Below are 21,473 nucleotides of genomic sequence, written 5' to 3' on the forward strand. Positions count from 1 at the left end.
GTGAAAAGGAATGGTAACAGTGACACAAAATCACTATTGTGATGGTTACAGTTTCGATTAACAGCAATTGTACCCATCGCGTCCGGAGGCTATTGTGTCCCTTGCTCCTTTACCCGATCAGCGTCTCTATCAGCAGCTGGCTGACAACTTCGCTGAGGCTATCCATCAGGGCACGCTGAAGCCCGGCAAACGCCTGCCCGCCATCCGGCGCGTGGCGCAATCGCATCAGGTCAGCGTCAATACCGTGCTGAATGCCTGGCAGCTGCTGGAAGATCGCGGCCTGATTGAGGCGCGTCCACAGTCGGGCTACTACGTGCGCGGTGTGCTGCCGGCGGTGACCCGGCACGATCCGCATAAAGCCCGGGTTCGCGATCCCAGCAGTGAAAAACTCGACCTGATCGATAAGGTGTTTGCCGCCCAGAATCATCCCGACTACATCAATATTTCGCTGGCCTGCCCGCAGGATAGTGAGCTGTTTCCTGCGGCGCGTATTGGCCGGATAACCGCCGCGCTGCTGCGCCGTCATCCCAATATGATTGGGCGCTATGCGCTTCCGCCCGGTAGTGAGCGCTTACGGGAGGAGATCGCGCGGCGGGCGCTGCACGCCGGACAGACACTGACCGCCGATGAGATCACCCTGACCCACGGCTGCATGGAGGCGTTGCAGCTGGCGCTGCGTGCCGTGACGCAACCCGGTGACTGCGTCGGGCTGGAGTCGCCGACCTACTTCTTTCTGTTTCCGCTGCTGGCGTCGCTGGGCCTGAAGGCGCTGGAAATCCCGACCGATCCACAGCATGGCCTGTCGCTGGATGCGCTGGAGATGTTGCTACAGGAGCAGCGTATTAAGGCGTTAATCGCCATGCCGAGCGCCCAGAATCCGCTTGGCTACTGCATGTCGCTGGCAAACAAGAAGCGGCTGGCGAAGTTAGTGAATACTTACCACGTTCCGCTGATTGAGGATGGACTGTATGACGAACTGCAGTTCGACTGGCCGCTTTCACCGGCGGTAAAAGCTTTTGATCGCGATGGCTGGGTGCTCTACTGCACCAGCTTTACCAAAACCGTGGCACCCGATTTTCGTATCGGCTGGATCGCCGCCGGACGCTTCCACAGCGCCATTGCCCGGTTAAAAGCGGTGTCATCGATGGCGGAATCGGCGCTGCTGTCAGAAACGCTGGCGGAATTCCTGGCTAACGGTGGCTATGATCACCATCTGCGCACCCTGCGCCGTCGCTATGCCGCCAATCTGGATCAGGCGCGCGGGTTAATCGCCCGCCACTTCCCGCAGGGCACCCGCGCCACGCTGCCGCGCGGTGGCTTTGTCTTCTGGGTCGAACTGCCGGGCGGCGTCAATACTACCGAGATGTTTGACCGGCTGTTGCAGGAGCAGATTTGCGTCACGCCTGGTGCCCTTTACTCGCTCAGTGAACGCTACAACCACGCGCTGCGTCTCTCCTGCTGCTATCCGTTTGACGATCGCTACAGCTGGGCAATCCGCCGCGCCGGTGAAATAGCCTGCGAGCTAGCCGGCCTGCCCGCTGGCGAGGATCACGGCGTGCCGTTGCGGCCCCAGACGGTGTAGCCGTGGCGCTCGGTCAGGCGCTCGTAATAGTGGCGCACCGCCGGATAATCAGGATGGTCGAGCGGCGTTTCAAACCAGCGGTTCACCGCCAGGCCAATCGGAATATCCGCCAGGGTGAAGTTACGTCCGGCGACGTAGCGGCCGGTTTTTTCCAGTTGCTGGTTGAGAATGCTCATGGTATGCGACCAGCCTTTGCAGGCTGCCGCCAGTAGGCGTGGGTCCTGATGGGCCGGCGAGTGACGCACCAGTGACATAAAAGCGTAGCGCCATGAGGTGTTGAGCTCGGTAGACTGCCAGTCCATCCACTGATCGATCGGTGCCCGCGATTGCGGATGGATCGGGTAGAGCCATTCGCCGCCATAGGCGTTTGCCAGATAGCGCAGGATGGCGTTGGATTCCCAGATGACCAGATCGTCATCTTTCAGCACCGGCACCATCGCATTCGGGTTAAGTGCCATAAATTCAGGTGAGTGGGTTGACTGGAAGCCATCGCCCCACTCCTCCCGCAGGTAATCGAGGTCAAGCTCGTCGCAGAGCCACAACACTTTGCGCACGTTGATAGAAGAGGTACGTCCGAGGATGGTTAACATTCACAGTCTCCAGTGAAATCTTTAACTTATTCATAGTCCTGTTACCTGCTATAAGCAATCATCCGGCAGAGAAAAGGCCATTCTGACCACAATAAGCAAGGAGTGACAATGAAGGTCGCGTTTAAGCAAGTCGATGTGTTTACCTCATCCGCCTTTAACGGTAATCCGCTGGCGGTGATCATGGATGCACAGGGGTTAAGCGACAGCCAGCTGGCGGCCATCGCCCGCTGGACCAACCTGTCGGAAACCACCTTTGTGCTGCCGCCACAGGATGCCCAGGCCGATTATCGGGTGCGCATTTTTACCGTCGAGGGTGAACTGCCGTTTGCCGGTCATCCGACGCTCGGCACCGCGCATGCGCTGCTGGAAGCAGGCTGGCCAACCCGGACGCCGGGCGAAATTGTGCAGGAGTGCGGCGTCGGTAACGTGCGGATCAAGATTGCCGCAGACGGCGCGCTGGCGTTTGCCGCGCCGGCGGCCACCATTACGCCATGGCAGGACGCCCTGATGGGCAATGCGTTAAACAGCGACGCGTTCGATCTGACCCAAAGCCCGACGGTGGTGGATATGGGGATTCGCTGGCTGCTGGTGCCGATGGTCAGCGCCGACGCGGTGCTGGCGCTTCAGCCCAACGTCAGCGATCTGCAGCGGCTGATTAAACACGCAGGCGTGACGGGTGTGATGCCCTTTGGCCGTTTGCCGCAGGGCGAAAGTGAGCAGTATGAAGTGCGCGGCCTGCTGGTTGAATATGGCAGCCTGACCGAAGATCCGATCACCGGCAGCGCCAATGCCTGTCTGGCCCGCTACTTTGCGGCGGCCGGCCAGACCACGGATTACCGGGTGCGTCAGGGCACCGTACTGCAACGCGCGGGTCGGGTGCAGGTCACTTTTGCCGGGGATGAAATCTGGATTGGCGGTAATACCGTGACGGTGATTGACGGCACCATCTCACTCTGACACGCCGCGGCCCGGTGGATTTGCTGTCCGCCAGGCCGCCGGCGATTAAATCCCCTGGCCGCCAGACGCTTCGATACGCTGGGCGGTGATCCAGCCGGTTTCGTCACTCAGAATGGCGCTGATGGCGTCACCGATGTCATCCGGCAATCCCACCCGACCCAGCGCGGTCAGGCCGGCGATCTGTTGGTTAAGCTCTTTGGTATCACGCACCCGACCGCCACCGAAGTCGGTTTCAATCGCGCCAGGTGCCAGGATATTGACGCGGATCCGCCGCGCGCCCAGCTCTTTCGCCTGATAACGCGTCAGGACCTCCATCGCTCCTTTCATCGCCGCGTAGGTGCTGGAACCCGGATACACCAGCCGCGTCAGGCCGCTGGAAATATTGAGGATGCGCCCGCCATCCTGAATCAGCGGCAGCAGCTTCTGCGTCAGGAAGTAAGGTCCTTTAAAATGGACGTTAACCAGCGCGTCAAACTCCTGTTCGGTGGTGTCGGTGAAGGCTTTGTAATGGCCATGACCGGCGTTGTTCACTAAATAGTCAAACTGCTCGCGCTGCCAGTACTGCTGAAGCTGCTGGCGGACCTGCTCAACAAACGCATCAAAGCGGCTGCTTTCACCGACATCCAGCGCCAGCGCTACTGCGCGGGCACCCAGCGCTTCAATTTCTTTCACCACCGCCTGTGCCTCGTCAGCGTGACTGCGATAGGTCAGAATGATATCAACGCCTCTGGCAGCCAGTTTTAACGCTCCATTGCGGCCTAAACCGCGGTTTGCTCCGGTAATCAACGCAATTTTATGATTCATGTTGCACACCTGTTGGAAAATTGAACACGGTTTAAAGATATTCCTGAATAATTGATCTATAAACAGATCGAAATAGAGATCACTGTTTCAATAAGAACAACAATCGGTGCACAACATGGATAAAATTCACGCAATGCAGGTGTTTGTTCGGGTTGCCGAAATGGGCAGTTTTACCCGCGCCGCAGAAAGTTTAGGTTTACCCAAAGGCAGCGTGTCGCGGCAGATTCAGGCGCTGGAAAATCAGATGGCGACCCGCCTGTTGCATCGCACCACCCGCCGGGTGCAGCTGACGCAGGATGGGCTGGTCTATTACGATCGCTGTCTTGATTTGCTGTCGATGATTGACGATATGGACAGCCTGTTTCAGCACGATCCCGCCACGCTCAGCGGCAAACTGCGGGTCGATATGTCAGTGGCGATGGCGACCGGCTTTATCCTGCCGCGACTGCCGGAGTTCTTACAGCACTATCCGGGCGTGGAGATTGAACTGAGCAGCAGCGATCGTCAGGTCGATGTGATCCGCGAAGGATTTGACTGCGTGATTCGGGTCGGCGAGCTGAAAGATTCAGGTTTAATTGCACGAAAAATTGGGACTTACACCTTGATCAATTGCGCCAGCCCTGGCTACCTTTCGCGCTTCGGCAGACCGATCCGGCTGGAAGAGTTGTCGCAGCACGCCATGGTGCATTACAGCCAGCAACTGGGTCAGCCGTCGCCAGGGTTTGAATATTTTGACGGCAGGCAGTGCCACTATGTGCACACCGGTGGCGTAGTGACGGTGAACAGCACCGAGACCTACCGCGCCGCCTGTCTGGCCGGCTTAGGCATTATTCAGGTGCCGGCGATCGGCATTCAGAAGCTGCTGGAGCAGGGTGAACTGGTTGAAGTACTGCACCATTTTCCCGCCAGGCCGATGCCGATCCACCTGCTCTATCCGCATCGGCGCAATGTCGCCCGACGGGTGCGGGTATTTATGGAGTGGCTGAGTCAGGTACTACAGGAGTACGTCACCTGAGCGGCTATACTTTGATTTTAATGATAAACAGGACAGTGAAGGTCTATGACAGACAAGCAGGAAAATCCACAGGATACGCAGCCGCCAAAACCGCTGATCGATATTAAAACCGGCAACCCTTCTGTTGACCAATCGATTGTGCGCGTTTCGCGTTTTGCCGCCTGGTTTCAGGCGATTCCGGCGGTGGCGCATTTTATCCGCGCGCTGGAACGGTTTAACGATCGGCTCGGCAGCCAGTTTGGCGCAGCGATTACCTACTTCTCCTTTTTATCGCTGATCCCGATTCTGATGGTCTCGTTTGCCGCCGTGGGTTTTGTGCTGGCATCGAATCAGGATTTGCTGACCGATATCATCAACAAAATCGTCAGCAGCATCAGCGATCCGACGCTGGCTACCACCCTGAAAAATACCGTCAATACCGCGATTCAGCAGCGCGCTACCGTCGGTATTACCGGGTTACTGCTGGCGCTCTATTCGGGACTTAACTGGATGGGGAATTTGCGGGAAGCGATCCGGGCCCAGTCGCGCGACGTGTGGGAGCGCAAACCCGACGATAAGGAGAAAATCTGGAAACGCTATATCCGCGATTTCCTGTCGCTGACCGGCCTGATGCTGGCGCTGGTGATTACGCTGTCGCTGACCTCGGTTGCCGGTTCGGCACAGGCGATGATTGTCAGCGCACTGGGACTGGACGGCATCGACTGGCTCCGCCCGGCAATGACCATTATCGCCACCTCGATTTCAGTGCTGGCTAACTACCTGCTGTTCCTCTGGATTTTCTGGATCCTGCCGCGTCACAAGCCGCGCAAGAAAGCGCTGTTCCGCGGTACGCTGCTGGCGGCGGTCGGTTTCGAAGTGATCAAATTTGTCATGACGCTGACGCTGCCGAAGCTGGCGACCTCGCCGTCTGGCGCGGCGTTTGGCTCGGTACTCGGTCTGATGGCGTTCTTCTATTTCTTCGCCCGCCTGACGCTGTTCTGTGCCGCCTGGATCGCTACTGCAAAATATAAAGACGATCCGCAAATGCCACAGGCGGGTCGCCCTTCTCACCCGCAATAATCATCAGCGGTTAACAACAGCGGAAAATATCACCCCGAGGCTATTTTTTATCCACATAACAGGATGAATAGCTGAGGGGTCACTTTTATTTAGCCCTTTCGTAGAGTATCCCGCCAGATTTAGCCCGGTTTACCCCGGCATCCTCCGACATTCCCCGGACGACAGAAATTATCCTCTCTTTGCCCGGCGAAGCCAGTAACGACGCGGGTTTCAGCATTGAATGACGTCTGGCAGGTGCGTAAGATTCTTTATCTGTATTTACAAATAAGAAACAGTTATGCAAGCCTCCATCTCAGAAACACTCGACAAGCAACAGGACCCCACGCCGGTTAATTCGCGCAGCAAAGTGGTGATCGCCTCGTTGGTCGGTACGGCCATTGAGTTCTTCGATTTTTATATTTATGCCACTGCCGCGGTGATCGTTTTCCCGCACATTTTTTTCCCGCAGGGTGACGCCACCGTCGCCACGCTACAGTCACTGGCGACCTTTGCGATCGCGTTTATTGCGCGTCCGATTGGTTCGGCCGTGTTTGGTCACTTTGGCGATCGCATTGGCCGTAAAGCAACCCTGGTCGCCTCGCTGCTGACCATGGGGATCTCGACCGTGGTGATCGGTCTGCTGCCGGGTTATGAAACCATTGGCGTGCTGGCTCCGCTGCTGCTGGCGCTGGCACGTTTCGGTCAGGGTCTGGGGCTCGGCGGAGAATGGGGCGGCGCGGCGCTGCTGGCCACCGAAAATGCCCCGGCGAAGAAGCGTGCACTGTATGGGTCGTTCCCCCAGCTTGGCGCGCCGATTGGCTTCTTCTTCGCTAACGGTACCTTCCTGCTGCTGTCATGGCTGCTGACCGATGAGCAGTTCATGCAGTGGGGCTGGCGCGTGCCGTTTATTCTCTCTGCGGTGCTGGTATTGATCGGCCTGTATGTGCGCGTGTCGCTGCATGAGAGTCCGGTGTTTGCCAAAGTGCAGAAAGAGAAAAAGCAGGTGCGGGTACCGATTGCCGCGCTGCTGAATAAGCATCTGACTGCCACCATTCTCGGCACTTTTATCATGCTGGCGACCTATACCCTGTTCTACATCATGACCGTCTACTCGATGAGTTATGGCACCACGCCGGCACCGGCCGGACTGGGTATTCCGCGTAACAGTATGCTGTGGATGCTGATGTTAGCCGTGATTGGCTTTGGCGTGATGGTGCCGATTGCCGGGCTGCTGGCTGACCGTTTTGGTCGCCGTAAGACGATGATCACCATTACGCTGATGATTATCGCCTTTTCGTTTCTGTTCCCGGCGATGCTCGGTTCAGGATCGCAGGCGCTGGTGATGGCGTTTCTGTTGCTGGGTCTGAGCATTATGGGCCTGACCTTTGGTCCGATGGGCGCGCTGCTGCCGGAGCTGTTCCCGACTGAAGTGCGTTATACCGGCGCATCGTTTTCCTATAACCTGTCGTCGATTCTCGGTGCCTCTGTCGCGCCCTATATCGCCACCTGGCTGAATGCGAATTACGGTTTGCAGGCGGTAGGGTTCTATCTGGCTTCGATGGCGGTGCTGACGCTGATTGCGTTGATCGCCTGTAAAGAGACGCGCAATCAGACGCTGTATGACGTCTAATCCCGTTGTATGAAGGTCAGTGAAAAACCCGGCAGCCGCCGGGTTTTTTTATGGCTCTCGCCTGGCGCTGGCATCATCAGGTAGAAAAACGGCAGGCTGAAGGCTCAGGTTAATGCGCAGCCCTAAAGGCGTCGTGTTGAGATTAATGCGCTGGCTCAGGGCTAAAGGCGTCGTGTTGAGGTTAGTGCGCTGGCTCAGGACTAAAGGCGTCGTGTTGAGGTTAGTGCGCAGGCTCAGGGCGCATACGCCTTTCGCAAAGACGCAAAAGACGCCATCCCTGGCATGCTCAGCGCGGGCGATTACGCACCTCATCCCTGAGGTGCGCCCGTAAACGGGCCAACGCTTTGCGTTGTTCAAAAACGCTCCCGGCGTTTTTGTCCTTGGCCCGCGATGCTTTGCTACAGGCGTATGCGCCCATCGCGTTGACTTCGGCATACGTTTCAGGCGGTCAGCGGAACGCTTCAGATGGCTGACAAACCCAATCAGGGTAATTCTGGCCGCAACGAATAAACTCAATGCGCAGGCAATACGGGTAGAGGAGGAAAACATCCCGTACCCGCGAAAAAAACGCCAGTCATTGCCCCGGTGACGGGTGCACTCAGGGATGAGATGCGTAATCGCGCGAGCCAGGCGTACCAGGAAAGGCGGATTTTGCGTCTTTCCGATCTGACCGTGTTGCTTGTACAGCCACGGTTTCACAGTGAAGCGGCCAGACCATAGGCACGTCTACAGGAGGTGCCCATCGATTGATAAACAAAAAAACCCCGGCAAGCCGGGGTTTGTTTTGCTGAAAACGGTGGTGACGCTAATTAGCCCGCAACAGCGATGCGTTTCATGTCAGTCATATAGCCACGCAGTTTACGGCCGACCGCTTCAATCGGATGCTGGCGAACGGCTTCGTTGACGTCACGCAGCTGCGCGTTATCTACCTGCGTTCCTTCAACCGCTTTACCCAGGTCACCCGGCTGCAGCGTGGTCATGAACTCTTTCAGCAACGGCACCGCGGCGAATGAGAACAGGTAGTTGCCGTATTCAGCGGTATCGGAGATAACCACGTTCATTTCATACAGGCGCTTACGGGCGATGGTGTTCGCGATCAGCGGCAGCTCATGCAGTGATTCATAGTAGGCAGACTCTTCGATAATGCCGGCATCGACCATGGTTTCAAACGCCAGCTCAACGCCCGCTTTAACCATCGCTACCATCAATACGCCTTTGTCGTAGTACTCCTGCTCTTCGATTTTACCTTCATACTGCGAGGCCGTTTCGAAAGCGGTTTTGCCGGTCTCTTCACGCCAGGTCAGCAGGTTTTTATCGTCATTGGCCCAGTCAGCCATCATGCCGGAAGAGAACTCACCCGAAATGATATCATCCATATGCTTCTGGAACAGCGGCGCCATGATGGTTTTCAGCTGCTCTGACAGCGCATAAGCCCGCAGTTTTGCCGGATTAGAAAGGCGATCCATCATCAGCGTGATGCCGCCGAACTTCAGCGACTCGGTAATGGTTTCCCAGCCAAACTGAATCAGTTTTTCGGCGTAGGCCGGATCGGTCCCTTCCGCCACCAGCTTGTCGAAGCATAACAGTGAACCCGCCTGCAGCATGCCGCACAGGATGGTCTGCTCGCCCATCAGGTCAGATTTTACTTCTGCCACGAAGGAAGATTCCAGCACGCCAGCACGATCGCCACCGGTCGCTGCGGCCCAGGCTTTGGCAATCGCCATGCCTTCGCCTTTAGGATCGTTTTCCGGGTGAACCGCGATCAGCGTCGGCACACCAAAACCACGTTTGTATTCTTCACGCACTTCGGTGCCCGGGCACTTCGGCGCGACCATCACTACGGTGATATCTTTACGGATGGTTTCACCCACTTCCACGATGTTGAAACCGTGAGAGTAACCCAGCGCGGCGCCATCTTTCATCAGGGGCTGAACCGCCTGAACCACCGCAGAGTGCTGCTTGTCCGGCGTCAGGTTAACGACCAGGTCCGCCTGCGGGATCAGCTCTTCGTACGTACCCACTTTGAAACCGTTATCGGTCGCTTTGCGCCATGAAGGGCGTTTCTCCGCAATCGCTTCAGCACGCAGTGCATAGGCGACGTCCAGACCGGAATCACGCATGTTGAGACCCTGATTCAGGCCCTGCGCACCACAGCCAACGATAACGACTTTTTTGCCTTTCAGGAAACTGGCGCCATCGGCGAATTCTTCGCGTGCCATGAAACGACATTTACCTAATTGCGCTAACTGGTTGCGCAAGTTCAATGTGTTGAAATAGTTAGCCATGGGTACTCCAGTGAGGTTGTGTTTGCTTTTTTTTGTTCAGGGACGGCGTGTAGTGCAGCGCCGCGAATGACCCCATCATATGACAGGAATTCTGTTGCTTAAATTGATATATTAACAACGTCACATTGCAATAAATGCAACATCACGTTAAGGCGACGCGCATATGGATTTACGAGATCTGAAACTGTTTCTTCATCTGGCCGAAAGCTGTCACTTCGGCCGCACGGCGCGTGCGATGCACGTCAGTCCCTCCACGCTCTCGCGCCAGATTCAGCGGCTGGAGGAGGATGTCGGACATGCGCTGTTTCTGCGTGATAACCGCACCGTCACGCTGACAGAAGCGGGCGAACGCCTGCGCCAGTTTGCTCAGCAGACGCTGCTGCAATATCAGCAGCTGCGCCACGTGATGGATCTCAACGGCCCGTCGCTCAGCGGCGAGCTGCGCCTGTTCTGCTCGGTGACCGCAGCCTACAGCCACCTGCCGCCGATCCTCGACCGTTTTCGTGCCGAGCACCCGCAGGTAGAAATCAAACTTAACACCGGTGATGCCGCCGATGCGGTAGAGAAAGTGCACACCGGCGAAGCCGATCTGGCGATTGCCGGACGGCCTGAAACCTTACCGGCCAGCATCGATTTTATGCCGCTCGGGCTGATTCCGCTGGTGCTGATCGCGCCAGCGTTACCCTGCGCGGTGCGGACTCAGGCCACTCAGGCGCTGCCGGAATGGTCGCAAATCCCGTTTATCCTGCCGGAGCAGGGGCCGGCGCGCCGGCGTATCGATTTGTGGTTCCGCCGTCATCGCATTGCGAATCCGTTAATTTACGCCACGGTATCCGGCCATGAGGCGATTGTTTCCATGGTGGCGCTGGGATGCGGTATCGCCCTGTTGCCGGACGTGGTGCTGGAGAATAGTCCGGAACCGGTGCGTAACCGCGTCATGATGCTGGAGAATGTTGAATCGGTGGCACCGTTTGAACTCGGTGTCTGCGTGCAGAAAAAGCGGCTCGGCGAGCCGCTGATCAGTGCTTTCTGGAGCCAGTTGTAATCAGCTGCCCGCCAGGAAGAAGCGGAATGCCGGGTTCTGCGTTTCGTCGTGAAAGTCGTAACCCAGGTCGGTAAGATGCTCCTCAAAGCGTGGCTCATCGTTACCCAGCTCAAACGCCGTCAGTACGCGACCGTAGTCAGTACCGTGGCTGCGGTAGTGGAACAGCGAAATATTCCAGTGGGTACCGAGCGTTTGCAGAAATTTCAGCAAGGCGCCTGGCGCTTCCGGGAATTCAAAGCTGAACAGTCGTTCACGCAGCGGCTTGGAAGGCCGTCCGCCGACCATATAACGCACGTGCAGCTTGGCCATCTCATCATCCGAAAGATCAACCACCTGATAACCGCTGTCGGTGAGCTGGCTGATGATTTCGCTGCGCTCTTCCAGACCGCGGGTCAGCCGCACGCCAACAAAAATGCAGGCTTTGTCGGCATCGGCATAGCGGTAGTTGAACTCGGTAATCGACCGTCCGCCCAGCGTCTGACAGAACCGCAGGAAGCTGCCCTGCTGTTCCGGAATGGTCACCGCCAGCAGCGCTTCGCGCTGTTCGCCCAGCTCGCAGCGCTCAGAAACGTAACGCAGACCGTGGAAATTGACGTTAGCGCCCGATAAGACGTGCGCCAGCCGTTCGCCTTTGATGTCGTGCTGCTGGATATACTTCTTCATGCCCGCCAGCGCCAGCGCGCCAGAAGGTTCCGCTACGGCCCGCACATCTTCGAACAGATCTTTCATCGCAGCGCAGATCGCATCACTGTCGACGGTAATGATGTCGTCGATATAGGCCTGACACAGCCGGAAGGTTTCGCTGCCAATCCGTTTGACCGCGACGCCTTCAGCGAACAGCCCGACGCGCGGCAGATCGACCGGATGGCCGGCCTCCAGCGCCGCTTTCAGGCAGGCGGAATCTTCAGACTCAACCGCAATCACTTTGATTTGCGGCATCAGCTGCTTAATTAATACCGCCACACCAGCCGCCAGTCCGCCGCCACCAACCGGGACAAACACCCGATCCAGATGTGCATCCTGTTGCAACAGCTCCATCGCCAGCGTGCCTTGCCCGGCAATCACGGCCGGGTGGTCAAACGGCGGCACAAAGGTGTAGCCGCGCTGCTCTGACAGCTCAATCGCTTTGGCTTTCGCTTCGTCAAAATTGGCGCCAAACAAATAAGCCTCACCGCCAAATGCGCGCACCGCATCAACCTTGATATCTGCTGTCGCCAGCGGCATCACAATCAGCGATTTAATGCCCAGCTTGCTGGCGGAGAGCGCCACACCCTGCGCATGGTTGCCGGCTGATGCCGTCACCACGCCGCGCGCTTTTTGCTCTTCGTTCAGTCCGGCGATCATCGCGTAAGCCCCGCGCAGTTTGAAACTGTGCACCGGCTGACGATCTTCACGCTTCACCAGAATGGTGTTGCCCAGACGCGATGAAATTTTTTCCATAACCTGCAGCGGCGTTACCTGTGCCACTTCATACACCGGCGAACGCAGCACGGCGCGCAAATACTCGGCGCCGCAGGGCGCCTCGGGTAGCGGTTGAGACTCGGCCATTTTAGCCTCCCAGCTTGCTCTTATCGCGGACGGCACCTTTGTCAGCACTGGTCGCGAGTAATGCGTAGGCACGCAGTGCAAAGGAGACTTCACGCTGACGATTGATCGGCGTATACGCCGCATCACCGCGCGCTTCCTGCTCTTCACGGCGGGCATGCAGTTCGTTATCCGGCACGGCCAGTTTGATGCCGCGGTTAGGGATATCGATTTCGATGGTGTCGCCATCTTTGACCAGTGCAATGGTGCCGCCGTTGGCTGCTTCAGGCGAGGCGTGACCGATGGAGAGACCAGAGGTACCGCCAGAGAAACGGCCATCGGTGATCAGCGCGCAGCTCTTGCCCAGACCCATCGATTTCAGATAAGTGGTCGGATAGAGCATCTCCTGCATGCCAGGGCCGCCTTTAGGCCCTTCGTAGCGGATCACCACCACGTCGCCCGCCACCACTTTACCGCCCAGAATCGCTTCAACCGCATCATCCTGGCTTTCATAGACTTTGGCCGGACCGCTGAAGGTGAGGATCTCTTTATCTACGCCGGCAGTTTTAACGATGCAGCCATCTTCCGCGATGTTGCCGTACAGCACGGCCAGGCCGCCATCCTGTGAATAAGCGTGCTCGCGGGTGCGAATACAGCCTTCTGCGCGATCGTCATCCAGCGTATCCCAGCGGCAATTCTGCGAGAACGCCTGGGTGGTACGAATACCCGCCGGACCCGCGCGGAACATATCTTTTACCGCCTGATCTTTGGTTAGCATGATGTCGTACTGATCCAGCGTTTCACGCATGGTCTGCTGCAGGATATTACGGGCGCTGCTGTCGAACAGGCCGGCACGATCCAGCTCGCCGAGAATGGCGAAGACGCCACCCGCGCGATGCACATCTTCCATGTGATATTTCGGCGTACTTGGTGCCACTTTACACAGCTGAGGCACTTTGCGTGACAGGCGATCGATGTCGGAGATATTAAAGTCGATTTCGCCTTCCTGTGCGGCTGCCAGCAGGTGGAGCACGGTGTTGGTGGACCCGCCCATGGCGATATCCAGCATCATGGCGTTCTCAAAAGCGGCCTTGTTGGCGATGTTACGCGGCAGCATGTTGACGTCATCCTGCTCATAGTAGCGTTTGGTCAGGCTGACGATGCGTTTACCGGCGTTGATAAACAGCTCTTTACGATCGGCGTGGGTCGCCAGCAGGGAGCCGTTGCCAGGCTGTGACAGGCCAAGCGCTTCGGTCAGACAGTTCATCGAGTTGGCGGTGAACATACCGGAGCAGGAGCCGCAGGTTGGGCAGGCTGAACGCTCAATCTGCTCGCTGTCGGCGTCGCTGACGTTCGGGTTGGCACCCTGAATCATTGCGTCAACCAGATCCAGCTTGATGATCTGATCGGAAAGCTTGGTTTTACCCGCTTCCATCGGTCCGCCGGATACAAAGATCACCGGAATATTCAGGCGCAGCGACGCCATCAGCATTCCCGGAGTGATTTTGTCGCAGTTAGAGATGCAGACCATGGCGTCGGCGCAGTGCGCGTTGACCATGTACTCGACGGAGTCAGCAATCAGCTCACGCGAAGGCAGTGAATACAGCATGCCGCCATGACCCATGGCAATACCGTCGTCCACCGCGATGGTGTTGAACTCTTTGGCCACACCGCCTGACGCTTCGATCTGCTCGGCGACCAGTTTGCCGAGATCGCGCAAATGAACGTGGCCAGGTACAAATTGGGTGAATGAGTTAACCACTGCGATAATCGGTTTACCGAAATCGTCGTCGGTCATTCCTGTCGCGCGCCATAAGGCACGGGCACCCGCCATGTTACGGCCGTGGGTGGTAGTGGCGGAACGGTACTTAGGCATGCTCTATTTACTCCAGTAAGAATAGGCTCGCGGGCGTCAGATAACGCCCGCGCTGAATCTGATTACGGGTTTACCGGATCTAACCAGCCCCATTTGTCTTCGGTTTCGCCAGTGAACAGACCAAAGAAGGCCTGCTGGATACGGGCAGTAATCGGGCCGCGCTTGCCTTCGCCAACCTGGATACGGTCAACGCTACGTACCGGCGTGATTTCTGCTGCGGTACCGGACATGAAGATTTCATCCGCCAGATAGAGCGATTCGCGTGACAGCGTCTGCTCGCGCACTTCGATACCCATGTCGATCGCCAGTTTGATGATGGCATCGCGGGTGATGCCTGGCAGCGCTGAAGAAGTGAATGGCGGAGTGAACAGAATGCCATCTTTGACTTCGAACAGGTTTTCACCGGCGCCTTCCGAGATGTAGCCGTTGGTGTCCAGTGCGATGCCTTCCTGATAGCCGTGACGACGGGCTTCGCTGCCCACCAGCAATGAGGAGAGGTAGTTACCACCCGCTTTAGCCGCTGTTGGCAGGGTATTCGGGGCTACGCGGTTCCATGAAGACACCATCGCATCGATACCATTTTCCAGCGCTTCGGCACCGAGGTAAGCACCCCATGGGAAGGCGGCAATGATTACATCGGTGCTGAAACCTTCTGGCGGGTTCACGCCCAGTCCCACATCACCGACGAACGCCAGCGGACGGATATAGGCACTTTTCAGTTTATTGACGCGAATGACTTCGCGGCACGCTTCCATCAGCTCATCAACGCTGCTTTTAATCGGGAAACGATAGATTTTGGCGGAGTCGTGCAGACGTTGCATGTGTTCGCGATGACGGAACACAACCGGTCCTTTGTGAGAGTCGTAGCAGCGCACGCCTTCAAATACCGACGTACCATAGTGCAACGCGTGGGACATGACGCTAACCTTCGCCTCTTCCCACTTAACCATCTCGCCATTGAACCAAATAAAGTCTGCTTTCTTCGTGCTCATTTTTATTCCCTCTCGCGGCTAGGCGCGGATTTGTTGTGTTGTCTGTTGTTGAATCTGAACGCAGGCGACATCGATCAGTTTGCTTAACTGCGAAGACAGTAAATCGACGGAGCGCTGGCTGGCAACGGTCATTTCGATATTAATGTTTTCAGCGTTGGCCACTGAAGCCATGTTCATTGAGCAAACCTGAAAACCGCGGTGACGCACCACGCGTAAGATGCGCTCCAATATTTCAGGGCGAAAGCGGGCTTCGATAGACAATTGGTGCTGGTTCATACGGTTTTCTCCATCATGTTTGCATTGCTGGCACCCGGCGGTACCAGTGGCCAGACGTTTTCATGCTCATCAATTGCAACATGCAGGAAGTAAGGACCTTCGCTGTTCAGCAGAGCATCAAGTGCGGCGTCGACCTGTTCTTTACGGGTGATGCGCTGGCCGGGGATATTGAAGGCGCTGGCCAGCGTCAGGAAATCGGGGTTATCGGACAGATTGGTTTCGCTGTAGCGACCATCGAAAAACAGCTGCTGCCACTGGCGGACCATACCGAGACGCTGATTATCCAGCAGTACGATTTTGACCGGCAGCTTGCCGCGTTTGATGGTGCCCAGTTCCTGAATATTCATCATGATTGAGCCATCGCCAGAGACACAGATGACGGTGTCCTGCGGTCGGGCGACCTGCGCACCAATCGCGGCCGGTAAGCCGAATCCCATGGTGCCTAAGCCGCTGGAGGTGATGAAATTCTCTGGCGCGCTAAACGCCATATGCTGCGCTGCCCACATCTGGTGCTGACCGACGTCGGTCGTCACCACCGCGCTGGCAGGCTTGCGATCGGAGAGCTGCTTCAGCAACAGTGGCGCATAGATGGCGTCACCTGGATGGTCATAGCGCCAGCTGTGGCTGGCTTTGAGCGCTTTCACTTCGTTGCGCCAGGCGTCGATATGCAACGGCTGGCTCAGCGCTGGCAGCAAATGATTAAGGTCGCCCTGCAGTGAGACGTGGGCGCGGCGTAATTTGTTCAGCTCGGCCGGATCGATATCGAGGTGAATGACGCTGGCGTGAGGAGCGAAGGTATCCAGCTTGCCGGTCACCCGGTCGTCAAAGCGCGCACCGACCGCGATCAGTAAGTCGCAGCTCTGCACCGCCAGGTTGGCCGCTTTGGTACCGTGCATACCCAGCATGCCGAGATAGAGTTCGCTGTCTGCATCGACGCTGCCCAGCCCTTTCAGGGTTGCTACGGCAGGGATGCCGGTTTCTTCAGCCAGCGCACGCAGCGCCGGCACCGCCTGCGCCATCCCGACGCCGCCACCGATATAGAACATCGGTTTTTTTGCCTGCGCCATCAGCGCGCGGGCTTCGACAATCGCCTGATGTGGCAGATCCATCCCCTCTTCTACCGGCACCAGATGCGGCCCAGGCTCCCCCTGCGCAATCTGAATATCCTTAGGAATATCAACCAGTACCGGACCCGGACGTCCCGACTGTGCCAGGGCGAATGCTTCAGCCATGATTGCGGGCAACTCATCTAACGACTCGACCAGGAAACTGTGTTTGGTGCAGGCCAGGGATAAGCCCAGCACGTCGATTTCCTGAAAGGCATCAGTACCAATGAAGGCGGAAGAGACCTGGCCGGTTACCGCCACAACCGGTACCGAGTCCATCATCGCATCGGCCAGACCGGTGATCAGGTTGGTTGCGCCAGGTCCGGAGGTCGCAATGCAGACACCGGTTTTACCGGTCGAACGCGCATAACCAATCGCAGCCATCACAGCGCCTTGCTCATGACGACACAGTAGGTGTTCCACGCCGCCATCGTAGAGCGCGTCGTATACCGGCATGATGGCGCCGCCAGGGTAACCGAATACGGTATCGACACCCTGCGCGCGTAAAGCCTGAACTACCCACTGTGCACCTGTCATCGCTATTCTCCTGTGTCCTGACCGGAACAACAGAATTTTATGCTACTGTTCATTGTTTGTTCCTTGTGGATTTACTGATATTTTGCCTGGTCGAAAAAAAACCCCCGGACCTTTCGGTGCGGGGGTTTTTTCGGATTCGAGGCTTGATTTTTAAGCCTTTCTTTCTCCAAGCGTAGCCCCGCACGGTAGGTTAATAATCACCACCACGCTAATCACAACTAGGCTAATCACTTGTAGAAGGGCTTTCATGTGTTATTCAATTCTTTTACGTGTTCGAAGTAATGCCTACAGAGTTAACATAGTCAGGGGCATCAGCACAACATTTTTCGTCTGCTTTTTTCCGCCACCGGGCGTAAGCATTGCCCTATCGGTTTGTAATAAAACAAATAATTTCCGGATGATAAATATTCATCACTTTAGTGACGTAATAATATTTTGCTGAATTTGCGCGCAGTCCCGTGGCGTTTTGTCACGGTATGCAACGATTACCGTTCTGCTGTGCTTCACCCCGCATAAGGCTCATCACGCTTTCGCTTTTCTTTTTGGCTGACCGCAGACTGGCAGCCTTAAGGAGCGAGTATGTCATTATCAAAAGTTCTGACCCGGGCTGCACTGGGGGTCAACGCCCCCCTGGTAACTATCGAAGCGCATATCAGCAATGGTCTGCCCGCGCTGACGCTGGTCGGTCTGCCAGAGACCACGGTAAAAGAGGCACGTGAACGGGTACGTAGCGCCATCATCAATAGCGGATTCGTCGTTCCAGCTAAAAGGGTCACCATCAACCTGGCACCGGCGGATTTACCCAAAGAAGGCGGACGGTATGACCTGCCCATGGCGATTGCCATTCTGGTTGCCTCTGAACAGCTCCCTGCGGACAAGCTGACCCGCTATGAGTTTCTGGGTGAGCTTGCCCTTGATGGCGCGCTCTGCAGTGTACAGGGCGCGATTCCCGCGGCGATGGTAGCGATGCAGGCCGGGCGACAACTGGTGCTCTCACGCGAAAACCAGGCCGATGCCGGACTGATTCGTCAGGGCGCATCACTGATTGCCTCGCACCTCAGTGAGGTATGCGCCTTTTTGCATAATCAGCTCGTGTTACCGGTCGCCGCCTATCCTGACGACCAGCCAGAAGCGCCTGGAGACGATCTGGCTGACATTATTGGTCAGCAGCAGGGTCGCAGAGCGTTAGAAATTACCGCCGCGGGTGGGCATAACCTGTTGCTGATTGGCCCGCCCGGCACTGGCAAAACCATGCTGGCGACCCGACTGCCAGGTATCATGCCGCCCTTAAGCGATCAGGAAGCACTGGAATGCGCGGCGATTGCCAGCCTGGTCAACAGCCACCTTTCACATCGACAGTGGCGCACAAGGCCGTTCAGGTCGCCTCATCACAGTGCCTCACTCTATGCCCTGATTGGTGGCGGCTCGTTACCCCGGCCTGGTGAAATCTCTCTGGCACATAATGGTGTGCTGTTTTTAGATGAATTACCGGAATTTGATCGTAAGGTGCTCGACTCGCTGCGCGAACCGATAGAATCGGGGCTGATTGCCATTTCCCGTGCCCGGGCAAAAGTGACCTACCCGGCGCGGTTTCAGCTGATTGCCGCGATGAATCCCAGTCCCACCGGACATTATCAGGGACAACACAATCGCTGCTCGCCTCAGCAGGTGCTGCGTTATCTCAGTAAGTTGTCCGGGCCTTTTCTGGATCGCTTTGATCTGTCACTGGAGGTGCCGCTGCTGCCCAGTGGGATGCTGAGTAAACAGCGCCGGACGGCTGAAGGATCAGCGACGGTGCGTCAACGGGTCGTCGCCGCACGCGCGATCCAGCTGGCGCGGTCAGGCAAGATTAATGCTCATTTGAACAATGCAGAAATTCTGCGCTGGTGCCAGATTGGCAAAGAAGATGCTGAATGGCTGGAGTCGGTGCTGGAGAAGCTGGGTTTGTCGGTACGGGCATGGCAGCGAATTTTGAAAGTGTCCCGTACGCTGGCCGATCTGGCAGGAGAAGCAGCGATAAACCGTACGCATTTGCAGGAGGCGGTGAGCTATCGCAGCATTGACCGGTTAATGATCCATCTGCATAACAGCCTGCAATAAAAAAGGGGCATAAGCCCCTTTTTTATTAGTCGTCGCTGTCGCTGAAGTCTTCGACAGTATCCATCTGCGGTTTCCCGCCAGACAGAGTGTGAAAACGCTTCGGACGCTTAATGCGTGTGATGTATTTGGTCCATACACGCTCAGCTTCTGTTTGCGGCTCACGCAGACCACGACACACTTCGATAAATAACCGTTCTTCTTCTGTTGCAGGTTCACGCTTTGATAAATCAAGCTCATTAAAGGCGAAACCGTGGCGTTCAAGAAGCTGGGCTTCTTTAATCGTAAAATCACCGTGACGTGAAAATCCACGCGGGTAATGTTTGTTATCAAAGAAACGATTTTCGGTTAAGAAGCTTTCCGCCATGTTACACGCTCCTGATTCTATTAAGCCTTACTATTTATGGCGCGGAGTATTAGATAGGCTTGACAGAGTGTAAAACAAAACATTTAAATCTATACGACAAACAATTTTTGGGAGAACGCTGTGGATACGGAATTACTGAAGACTTTCCTGGAAGTGAGCCGCACACGCCATTTCGGGCGTGCTGCGGAAGCACTTTACCTCACGCAATCTGCTGTCAGTTTTCGCATCCGTCAGCTGGAAAATCAGCTTGGTGTTAACCTTTTTACCAGACATCGCAACAACATACGGCTGACGGCAGCGGGTGAACGGCTGTTGCCTTACGCTGAGAGTCTGATGAGTACCTGGCTGATGGCTAAGAAGGAGGTCTCCCACACTCAGCAGCATCATGAGCTGTCGATTGGGGCCAGTGCTTCGCTCTGGGAGGCTTATCTCACTCCGTGGCTGCAGACGCTGTATGAGAACCGGGAGAGCCTGCATTTAGAAGCCCGTGTAGCACAGCGTCATTTGCTGGTTAAGCAGTTGCATGAGCGTCAGCTGGATCTGCTGATCACCACCGAAGCTCCTAAAATGGATGAACTGACCAGCCAGCAAATTGGCCATATCTCACTGGCGCTGTTTTGCGCTCGCCAGAGTGAGAAACGTGAGAAGTATGATTATATTAAGCTGGAGTGGGGGGCGGATTTTCATCAGCATGAGAGCTATCTCTCAGGCGGAGATGACGTGCCGGTTCTGACCACGACATCGGCGCATGTAACACGAGAGCTGTTACACACCACCGGAGCGTGTGCCTTTCTGCCTGACTTCTGGCACAGCCTTTACAGTGAACTGATGGTCATTCCCGATACGCCAGTGGCGGTACGCCCTCTTTATGCCGTCTGGTTGCAGAACAGCGATCAGCAAGCGCATATACGTCAGCTGCTGAAGTTTCCGGTTCTGGTGAGGCAAAACAGCTGAATTAACAGCAGGAAGGGTGATAAATACGCGTCAAAAGCCAGTGCGTTTTAGCTGGTTTTTTGTTTTTGGCTTTTTACAGGCAAAAAAAATCCTTTGCCGAAGCAAAGGATCGTTTTCTGGCAGGGGCGGAGGGACTCGAACCCCCAACACCCGGTTTTGGAGACCGGTGCTCTACCAATTGAACTACGCCCCTAAATAGGGTGGCGGAACGGACGGGGCTCGAACCCGCGACCCCCTGCGTGACAGGCAGGTATTCTAACCAACTGAACTACCGCTCCACCGATTCTGTACTGAGGTCCGCTGTTGCGGACCTCAGGTGTTTCGCCCGCTCCGCGTCACCGGAGTGGTCACGACCAGCGTGCTGGTCTTAATTTGATGCCTGGCAGTTCCCTACTCTCGCATGGGGAGACCCCACACTACCATCGGCGCTACGGCGTTTCACTTCTGAGTTCGGCATGGGGTCAGGTGGGACCACCGCGCTACAGCCGCCAGGCAAATTCTGTTGTCCGCGCCGCCTCCAGGGGCCGCACGGCTCAATCCGTTATGAACAAGGCTGAAAATCTTTCGTCTCTCAAAACGCCTCTGGCGTTGTAAGGTTAAGCCTCACGGGTCATTAGTACCGGTTAGCTCAACGCATCGCTGCGCTTACACATCCGGCCTATCAACGTCGTCGTCTTCAACGTCCCTTCAGGACCCTTAAAGGGTCAGGGAGAACTCATCTCGGGGCAAGTTTCGTGCTTAGATGCTTTCAGCACTTATCTTTTCCGCACTTAGCTACCGGGCAATGCCATTGGCATG

At 56.4% G+C, this 21,473-nt stretch carries 19 protein-coding genes, 2 tRNA genes and 2 rRNA genes; 8 read left to right on the top strand and 15 right to left on the bottom strand.

Annotated elements, in window-relative coordinates; translation table 11 throughout:
* Window positions 1-94: 94 nt before the first annotated feature.
* Window positions 95-1,582 carry a PLP-dependent aminotransferase family protein gene (locus tag FHW04_RS09655; protein ID WP_046289383.1) on the top strand — a complete coding sequence of 496 codons (1,488 nt, stop codon included), beginning with the start codon at window positions 95-97 and terminating at the stop codon, window positions 1,580-1,582.
* Here FHW04_RS09655 and FHW04_RS09660 read toward each other — a convergent pair.
* Entirely contained in the window at window positions 1,549-2,172 is a 624-nt protein-coding gene (locus FHW04_RS09660) for a glutathione S-transferase family protein (RefSeq protein WP_031377338.1), read from the bottom strand. The two genes, FHW04_RS09655 and FHW04_RS09660, sit on opposite strands and share 34 nt — an antisense overlap.
* Window positions 2,173-2,280: 108 nt before the next feature.
* Between FHW04_RS09660 and FHW04_RS09665 the strand changes: the two genes are divergently transcribed.
* A complete protein-coding gene (locus tag FHW04_RS09665) occupies window positions 2,281-3,129 on the top strand; it encodes a PhzF family phenazine biosynthesis protein (protein ID WP_031377337.1) in 849 nt (282 codons plus the stop codon).
* 45 nt (window positions 3,130-3,174) lie between these two features.
* Here the strand turns inward: FHW04_RS09665 and FHW04_RS09670 are convergent, their stop codons facing one another.
* The gene (locus FHW04_RS09670; RefSeq protein ID WP_089561893.1) at window positions 3,175-3,933 is read right to left on the bottom strand and encodes an SDR family NAD(P)-dependent oxidoreductase; all 759 of its coding nucleotides are present in this window, start codon (window positions 3,931-3,933) and stop codon (window positions 3,175-3,177) included.
* Between the two features lie 115 nt (window positions 3,934-4,048).
* Here FHW04_RS09670 and FHW04_RS09675 point away from each other — a divergent pair, with 115 nt between their 5' ends.
* The 3 genes from FHW04_RS09675 to FHW04_RS09685 all read left to right on the top strand — a co-directional run bounded on the left by FHW04_RS09675 (window position 4,049) and on the right by FHW04_RS09685 (window position 7,616).
* Window positions 4,049-4,948 carry a LysR family transcriptional regulator gene (locus tag FHW04_RS09675; RefSeq protein WP_031377335.1) on the top strand — a complete coding sequence of 300 codons (900 nt, stop codon included), beginning with the start codon at window positions 4,049-4,051 and terminating at the stop codon, window positions 4,946-4,948.
* A 45-nt stretch (window positions 4,949-4,993) separates the two neighbouring features.
* Window positions 4,994-6,007, top strand: coding sequence for an inner membrane protein YhjD (yhjD, locus tag FHW04_RS09680; RefSeq protein WP_031377334.1), 1,014 nt, complete (start codon window positions 4,994-4,996; stop codon window positions 6,005-6,007).
* A gap of 277 nt (window positions 6,008-6,284) precedes the next feature.
* Window positions 6,285-7,616 (top strand): MFS transporter, encoded by a 1,332-nt coding sequence (locus tag FHW04_RS09685; protein ID WP_089561894.1) that lies wholly within the window; start codon window positions 6,285-6,287, stop codon window positions 7,614-7,616.
* A gap of 48 nt (window positions 7,617-7,664) precedes the next feature.
* Here FHW04_RS09685 and FHW04_RS09690 read toward each other — a convergent pair whose 3' ends face one another.
* Together FHW04_RS09690 and ilvC are read right to left on the bottom strand one after the other, a co-directional pair.
* Window positions 7,665-8,315 (bottom strand): hypothetical protein, encoded by a 651-nt coding sequence (locus tag FHW04_RS09690; protein WP_158215716.1) that lies wholly within the window; start codon window positions 8,313-8,315, stop codon window positions 7,665-7,667.
* 110 nt (window positions 8,316-8,425) lie between these two features.
* Window positions 8,426-9,901, bottom strand: a complete 1,476-nt coding sequence (gene ilvC, locus FHW04_RS09695; protein ID WP_031377332.1) for a ketol-acid reductoisomerase — start codon at window positions 9,899-9,901, stop codon at window positions 8,426-8,428.
* Window positions 9,902-10,064: 163 nt separating this feature from the next.
* Here ilvC and ilvY point away from each other — a divergent pair, with 163 nt between their 5' ends.
* Entirely contained in the window at window positions 10,065-10,946 is an 882-nt protein-coding gene (ilvY, locus tag FHW04_RS09700; protein WP_031377331.1) for an HTH-type transcriptional activator IlvY, read from the top strand.
* On the opposite strand, the gene ilvA is transcribed toward ilvY, so the two are convergent.
* The 6 genes from ilvA to ilvL form a co-directional block, all read right to left on the bottom strand.
* Window positions 10,947-12,494 (bottom strand): threonine ammonia-lyase, biosynthetic, encoded by a 1,548-nt coding sequence (gene ilvA, locus FHW04_RS09705; RefSeq protein ID WP_031377330.1) that lies wholly within the window; start codon window positions 12,492-12,494, stop codon window positions 10,947-10,949.
* A 1-nt stretch (window position 12,495) separates the two neighbouring features.
* A complete protein-coding gene (gene ilvD / locus FHW04_RS09710) occupies window positions 12,496-14,346 on the bottom strand; it encodes a dihydroxy-acid dehydratase (protein ID WP_031377329.1) in 1,851 nt (616 codons plus the stop codon).
* A gap of 62 nt (window positions 14,347-14,408) precedes the next feature.
* Window positions 14,409-15,338, bottom strand: coding sequence for a branched-chain amino acid transaminase (locus tag FHW04_RS09715; protein WP_089561895.1), 930 nt, complete (start codon window positions 15,336-15,338; stop codon window positions 14,409-14,411).
* 18 nt (window positions 15,339-15,356) lie between these two features.
* Window positions 15,357-15,614, bottom strand: a complete 258-nt coding sequence (gene ilvM, locus FHW04_RS09720) for an acetolactate synthase 2 small subunit (protein WP_008926359.1) — start codon at window positions 15,612-15,614, stop codon at window positions 15,357-15,359.
* Window positions 15,611-17,257, bottom strand: coding sequence for an acetolactate synthase 2 catalytic subunit (gene ilvG / locus FHW04_RS09725; protein ID WP_031377327.1), 1,647 nt, complete (start codon window positions 17,255-17,257; stop codon window positions 15,611-15,613). The genes ilvM and ilvG overlap by 4 nt, the downstream gene beginning before the upstream one ends.
* A 150-nt stretch (window positions 17,258-17,407) precedes the next feature.
* On the bottom strand, window positions 17,408-17,506 hold the full coding sequence (ilvL, locus tag FHW04_RS09730; RefSeq protein ID WP_082097622.1) for an ilv operon leader peptide: 99 nt from the start codon (window positions 17,504-17,506) through the stop codon (window positions 17,408-17,410).
* Window positions 17,507-17,836: 330 nt separating this feature from the next.
* Here ilvL and FHW04_RS09735 point away from each other — a divergent pair, with 330 nt between their 5' ends.
* Window positions 17,837-19,357 carry a YifB family Mg chelatase-like AAA ATPase gene (locus FHW04_RS09735; RefSeq protein ID WP_089561896.1) on the top strand — a complete coding sequence of 507 codons (1,521 nt, stop codon included), beginning with the start codon at window positions 17,837-17,839 and terminating at the stop codon, window positions 19,355-19,357.
* Between the two features lie 25 nt (window positions 19,358-19,382).
* On the opposite strand, the gene FHW04_RS09740 is transcribed toward FHW04_RS09735, so the two are convergent.
* Entirely contained in the window at window positions 19,383-19,721 is a 339-nt protein-coding gene (locus FHW04_RS09740) for a DUF413 domain-containing protein (protein ID WP_031377325.1), read from the bottom strand.
* A gap of 120 nt (window positions 19,722-19,841) precedes the next feature.
* Between FHW04_RS09740 and hdfR the strand changes: the two genes are divergently transcribed.
* Window positions 19,842-20,675 (top strand): HTH-type transcriptional regulator HdfR, encoded by an 834-nt coding sequence (gene hdfR, locus FHW04_RS09745; RefSeq protein WP_031377324.1) that lies wholly within the window; start codon window positions 19,842-19,844, stop codon window positions 20,673-20,675.
* Window positions 20,676-20,792: 117 nt separating this feature from the next.
* Here the strand turns inward: hdfR and FHW04_RS09750 are convergent.
* From FHW04_RS09750 to FHW04_RS09765, 4 genes are all read right to left on the bottom strand, one after another.
* A tRNA-Trp gene (locus FHW04_RS09750) sits at window positions 20,793-20,868 on the bottom strand.
* A gap of 8 nt (window positions 20,869-20,876) precedes the next feature.
* Window positions 20,877-20,953: transfer RNA gene (locus FHW04_RS09755), tRNA-Asp, on the bottom strand.
* Between the two features lie 99 nt (window positions 20,954-21,052).
* Window positions 21,053-21,168: ribosomal RNA gene (rrf, locus tag FHW04_RS09760) — 5S ribosomal RNA — on the bottom strand.
* Window positions 21,169-21,267: 99 nt separating this feature from the next.
* A 23S ribosomal RNA gene (locus FHW04_RS09765) occupies window positions 21,268-21,473 on the bottom strand; the annotation flags it as partial.

Source organism: Pantoea sp. AN62, assembly GCF_050432985.1.
GTDB lineage: Bacteria > Pseudomonadota > Gammaproteobacteria > Enterobacterales > Enterobacteriaceae > Pantoea > Pantoea brenneri.

What these genes read in the sequence shown, in the direction of transcription:
- yhjD (WP_031377334.1), top strand. Translation starts at nt 4,994, where the DNA reads ATGACAGACAAGCAGGAAAATCCACAGGATACGCAGCCGCCAAAACCG.
- ilvM (WP_008926359.1), bottom strand. Translation starts at nt 15,614, where the DNA reads ATGAACCAGCACCAATTGTCTATCGAAGCCCGCTTTCGCCCTGAAATA.
- ilvC (WP_031377332.1), bottom strand. Translation starts at nt 9,901, where the DNA reads ATGGCTAACTATTTCAACACATTGAACTTGCGCAACCAGTTAGCGCAA.
- FHW04_RS09665 (WP_031377337.1), top strand. Translation starts at nt 2,281, where the DNA reads ATGAAGGTCGCGTTTAAGCAAGTCGATGTGTTTACCTCATCCGCCTTT.
- FHW04_RS09675 (WP_031377335.1), top strand. Translation starts at nt 4,049, where the DNA reads ATGGATAAAATTCACGCAATGCAGGTGTTTGTTCGGGTTGCCGAAATG.
- ilvY (WP_031377331.1), top strand. Translation starts at nt 10,065, where the DNA reads ATGGATTTACGAGATCTGAAACTGTTTCTTCATCTGGCCGAAAGCTGT.
- FHW04_RS09685 (WP_089561894.1), top strand. Translation starts at nt 6,285, where the DNA reads ATGCAAGCCTCCATCTCAGAAACACTCGACAAGCAACAGGACCCCACG.
- ilvD (WP_031377329.1), bottom strand. Translation starts at nt 14,346, where the DNA reads ATGCCTAAGTACCGTTCCGCCACTACCACCCACGGCCGTAACATGGCG.
- FHW04_RS09670 (WP_089561893.1), bottom strand. Translation starts at nt 3,933, where the DNA reads ATGAATCATAAAATTGCGTTGATTACCGGAGCAAACCGCGGTTTAGGC.
- FHW04_RS09735 (WP_089561896.1), top strand. Translation starts at nt 17,837, where the DNA reads ATGTCATTATCAAAAGTTCTGACCCGGGCTGCACTGGGGGTCAACGCC.
- FHW04_RS09740 (WP_031377325.1), bottom strand. Translation starts at nt 19,721, where the DNA reads ATGGCGGAAAGCTTCTTAACCGAAAATCGTTTCTTTGATAACAAACAT.
- ilvL (WP_082097622.1), bottom strand. Translation starts at nt 17,506, where the DNA reads ATGAAAGCCCTTCTACAAGTGATTAGCCTAGTTGTGATTAGCGTGGTG.
- FHW04_RS09715 (WP_089561895.1), bottom strand. Translation starts at nt 15,338, where the DNA reads ATGAGCACGAAGAAAGCAGACTTTATTTGGTTCAATGGCGAGATGGTT.
- FHW04_RS09660 (WP_031377338.1), bottom strand. Translation starts at nt 2,172, where the DNA reads ATGTTAACCATCCTCGGACGTACCTCTTCTATCAACGTGCGCAAAGTG.
- ilvG (WP_031377327.1), bottom strand. Translation starts at nt 17,257, where the DNA reads ATGACAGGTGCACAGTGGGTAGTTCAGGCTTTACGCGCGCAGGGTGTC.
- ilvA (WP_031377330.1), bottom strand. Translation starts at nt 12,494, where the DNA reads ATGGCCGAGTCTCAACCGCTACCCGAGGCGCCCTGCGGCGCCGAGTAT.